General features: G+C 45.8%; 4 protein-coding genes. All 4 read right to left on the minus strand.

All coding sequences use genetic code 11. The features are described 5' to 3' along the window. Window positions 1–251, minus strand: a 251-nt coding sequence (locus ACTQ34_RS17590; protein WP_441364899.1) for a hypothetical protein, incomplete at its 3' end; no start/stop codon positions are given. 776 nt (window positions 252–1,027) lie between these two features. Next, a complete protein-coding gene (locus ACTQ34_RS17595) occupies window positions 1,028–1,963 on the minus strand; it encodes an AEC family transporter (RefSeq protein WP_441364900.1) in 936 nt (311 codons plus the stop codon). A 211-nt stretch (window positions 1,964–2,174) separates the two neighbouring features. Beyond that, window positions 2,175–2,756 (minus strand): DUF2812 domain-containing protein, encoded by a 582-nt coding sequence (locus tag ACTQ34_RS17600; RefSeq protein WP_441364901.1) that lies wholly within the window; start codon window positions 2,754–2,756, stop codon window positions 2,175–2,177. Window positions 2,757–2,841: 85 nt separating this feature from the next. Further along, the coding region (locus ACTQ34_RS17605) for a putative PEP-binding protein (protein ID WP_441364902.1) at window positions 2,842–3,834 on the minus strand (993 nt) is incomplete at its 5' end.

The following is a 3,834-nucleotide window of genomic DNA, read 5'->3' on the forward strand; positions in this document are numbered from 1 at the left end:
CATCCCGATCCATTTTTCCTCGTTCCAGCATTGCTCTCACCACCTATTCCTATTTTACCGCGCTCAAACGAAAAAGCCCAGCTTTTGCTGGACTTTTTCGACAGACTGAAAGCCGTCACTTTCGTGACGGCTTTTGCTAACAGATTGGCCACCCGTTTCTGTATATCCGTAAGTTGTGCGGACAGCTTTGGCAGGAGTACACTATCCTTGGTGCTTTCTATCACCACCAGATCTGCGATCCGCTCAACCATCGCGTCACTCCATAGCAACCGCATCATATGGTTAACTGCCAAATCTTCGTTCAAATGCTTGCGAATCGTTTTTTTCGCACAGCCCTGTTTTCGCTTTGGCACTCCCGGAGCTGACCTTCGATGCTTTCTTCACGTTAGTTGTCTGTAGCGGGCGTAAATGACGGCATTCATAACGGTTCTGTCTTTTTCAAATGCAGACCGGTGACATGACACAAACGCAGAATTTTGACAAGACTATCCACCTCGTTCTTCTTACAACGAGAGAGTTGCTGCTTATATACCTGCTCAGAAAAGCTGTGGCAGCGCGTTGCCTCTTCCGTCCGCACCATCGGGCGGACACAATGAATCTCATTCATGGTGCAATTATATGGAACCCCCTCTGCTTTCGACATGCAAAAATGACACTGGGTCAAGTTGGATGTGCTCTCGGATGTGGAAACAACGCTCTGCACAAAAACACACACCTATCTTTCGACATAAAAGATAGGTGTGTTAATGTTATAAAAATATAGTAAGGCTTCATGACCTTAAGATTACTTATAGCTTACCTGAAATATAAAATGCAATGGGGCATTTGTCAACCTAATCGGTGATCCTGTAGTGCTGCTGTAACATTTCTATAGGCAGCAAAGCAATTTTCCCCTTACTTTTGCAATGAGAATATGCTTTTGTAATCTTATAATTCTTATTAATAGAGAACAGCTCAGATGCGACATCCTTATAGCGGGTGTATATGTACTCGTAACTGCGCTGGAGATAACTTAAAATACGCGGTTTCAGCCGCCGATCAAACTGCTCAGCGCGATTATGAAGGGAATGGTCAGCGAGGAGAAAATCGTAGAAACAGCCACCGTGCGCGTAGAAAACAGATAATCTGTTCCGTATACTTGACCGAACATGGAACAGACCATGGCAACCGGGGCCGCCGCGCTGATCAGCATTGCGTTGCGCAAGATGCTGTCAAGCGGCAGCAATAGGAAAAATGCCATCGTGATCAGCGGCAGAATGAGCAGGCGCAGCGCAGTGACAAAATACACTTGTTTATCCTGAAAACAGGAGCGCAGATCACATTGAGCAAGAAATGCGCCCAGAATGATCATAGCAACTGGTGTATTGAGCGATGCAAGATAGGAAATGCAAGTTGCAGGAATGGTTGGCAATTCAAACGACGTCAGGAAAATAATCAGCGCAATTGCAACAGAAACCACTCCCGGATTGAGCACTGCATTGCGAATTTTCTGAGTCGGAGTGGTATCGCGGCAAAGCTGAGAAACGCCGTAGCTCCACAGCAGCACATTGTTGACAGCAATAAATGCGGAGCCGAGAAACAAGCCATAAGAACCATACAGCGCATCCAGCAGCGGCAAAGCCATAAATCCGCAATTAGTAAATACCACACACATGCGTTTGTCCGCAAAGTTTTTATGTGGGCCATCTGCGCGAAACAGTAAATGGCTTATCACAATTGACAATCCCATTGCAAAAATGGCGCAGCCAGCTGCTTCCAGCAGAGCAATGACCAGCGAGGGATCGAATTCCCGTTGAAAGGATTCGATAATGACACAGGAAGAGACAATGCGTGTTAAGATGAGTGACATTTGGCCTGCACCGACATTGTTGAGATATTTCAATCGAAAACAAGCATAGCCAACCGCCATTAGCAAAAACATCACAAGGAGTTGTGAAACCAAAATTTGAATATTTTCCAACAAAATATTATCCCTCCGATTCCTAACTTAATTGTCATAGACAGCCTGGCCCACGTCAAGGGAAAGGTGTTTTTAAAGCAAAACAAAAACTTCGGAAACGATTGGATTCCCGAAGCTTTTGTTTGGTACAGGCATTTCAGCGCATGGAAAATCGATCTGGCTTAATTCGTATCTGTCCGAAATAACTATACGCGAATTCAATGCATATTTAATCTCATTTCAAGATATTTGAAAACGAGTATGGTTCATGGTTTTTTTTGCATTTGCATATGAAAAATCTTAAGAAAATCCCCAAGACACCTGCAAGCAAGAGCAAAAAGAGATTACCGAAAAGCACGCTCTGAAGATCCTTTGCGTAAAACCCAAAGTAAGCAATGATGCATAGTGCAAGGCACCCAAACGCTCCCATCATACTCAGCATGCTGCTGATGATCCGACTGTTGCGTTTCAAATAGTAGCGTTTCAGATCCGCACCGGATGTTTCTTCACCCATACGCAGAACAAATTCCGGTCCACCAAACCGGCGAACCCCCGTGCCGAAGATGACTGCGCCTTTTCCTTGCAGCTCGTTTGCCACAGCCTTCTCATCACTTGAACCTAATTCCGATGATATAATATAATATCTGCATTTCATCGGTTCGCTGCGTTGAAAATAATAGATTACATGGTTGAAATTGCACAGCAACCATCCCTCAGCAGCCATCTGTTCTAACCAGTATTCCACAGCGGGAATCATCCAATTAAAACACATTCGTCCAAGCGTTTTTGTGTTCTTTGCGTTTTTGATTTTCTTCATTGGCTTGTTCCTCGCATGATCGAAATAGTATGGTTTCAAATTCCTGGCTATTAGCCGCGTTTTGGCTTTCTTCTTTACGGTTTCTTCAGCTGACGGCAGCGCGTACTTCCTCTTCCGTTGCCACTGTTAAAACATGCTGCAAAACAGTTTTTTGTTCTTCCACACATGTATTGAGCACCGTGTAACGCACCCGATCAATTAAAGAGCGGCTGACGGATACATAGCGCAAGCCCATTGCCAGCATCAGCGGCAAGAAATGAACATCCGAGCCTGCCTCGCCGCAAACACTGATTTTGACATCCGCTTGGCGGAAGGCGGAAATCGTCTGATAAATAGCACGTAAGACAGCAGGATCATAATAACTCAGCTTGACGCCTACATTCGGATTGCCACGATCAGCCGCAAGCACATATTGCGTCAGATCATTCGTGCCAATACTTGCAAAATCCACCTCTTTGGCGAGTAAATCAGCGCAAAACGCTGCCGCCGGTGTTTCAACCATAACCCCCAAACGGATATCAGGGCTGATGCTGCATCCTTTTTCCTTCAATTCCGCAGCAATCTCGCCCCATATCTTCTTTGCCTTCCTAAACTCAGCAATATTGGAAATCATGGGGAACATTACAGAAAACGGCCGTCCCTCAGATGCTGTAAGCAGTGCTGTGAACTGATCCCGCAGCAAGCTCTCATTGCGAAAACAAAGGCGGATGCCTCGGCAGCCCAAAAACGGATTCTCTTCCTTGGGGCAGTCCAGATACGGAATCACTTTATCGCCGCCAATGTCCAGCGTGCGTATAATCAAATCCTTACCGGCCAAGCTGTCGAAAACATTTTTATACTCTTTGATTTGCTCTTCCACAGTCGGCGCCGTGGCACGCTCACTGAACAAAAATTCCGTGCGATACAGGCCCACACCGTAGATGCTCTCCAAATCAAGGCCTTCCAGATCGGATGCCAGACCGATATTTATGGAAATGTCAAGAAATGTGCAGTCTGGAAACACCCAAAATCTGAAAAGCATGGTAATACAGCGCAGTTTTCCGAAGTGGAGCGTAGCGGAACGCAGGAAAACTGCGGC

The organism is Agathobaculum sp. LCP25S3_E8 (genome assembly GCF_052117165.1).
GTDB lineage: Bacteria > Bacillota > Clostridia > Oscillospirales > Butyricicoccaceae > Agathobaculum.

Bases quoted from the DNA above. Each gene is read 5' to 3' on its own strand.
- ACTQ34_RS17600 (WP_441364901.1), bottom strand. From the start codon at position 2,756: ATGAAGAAAATCAAAAACGCAAAGAACACAAAAACGCTTGGACGAATG.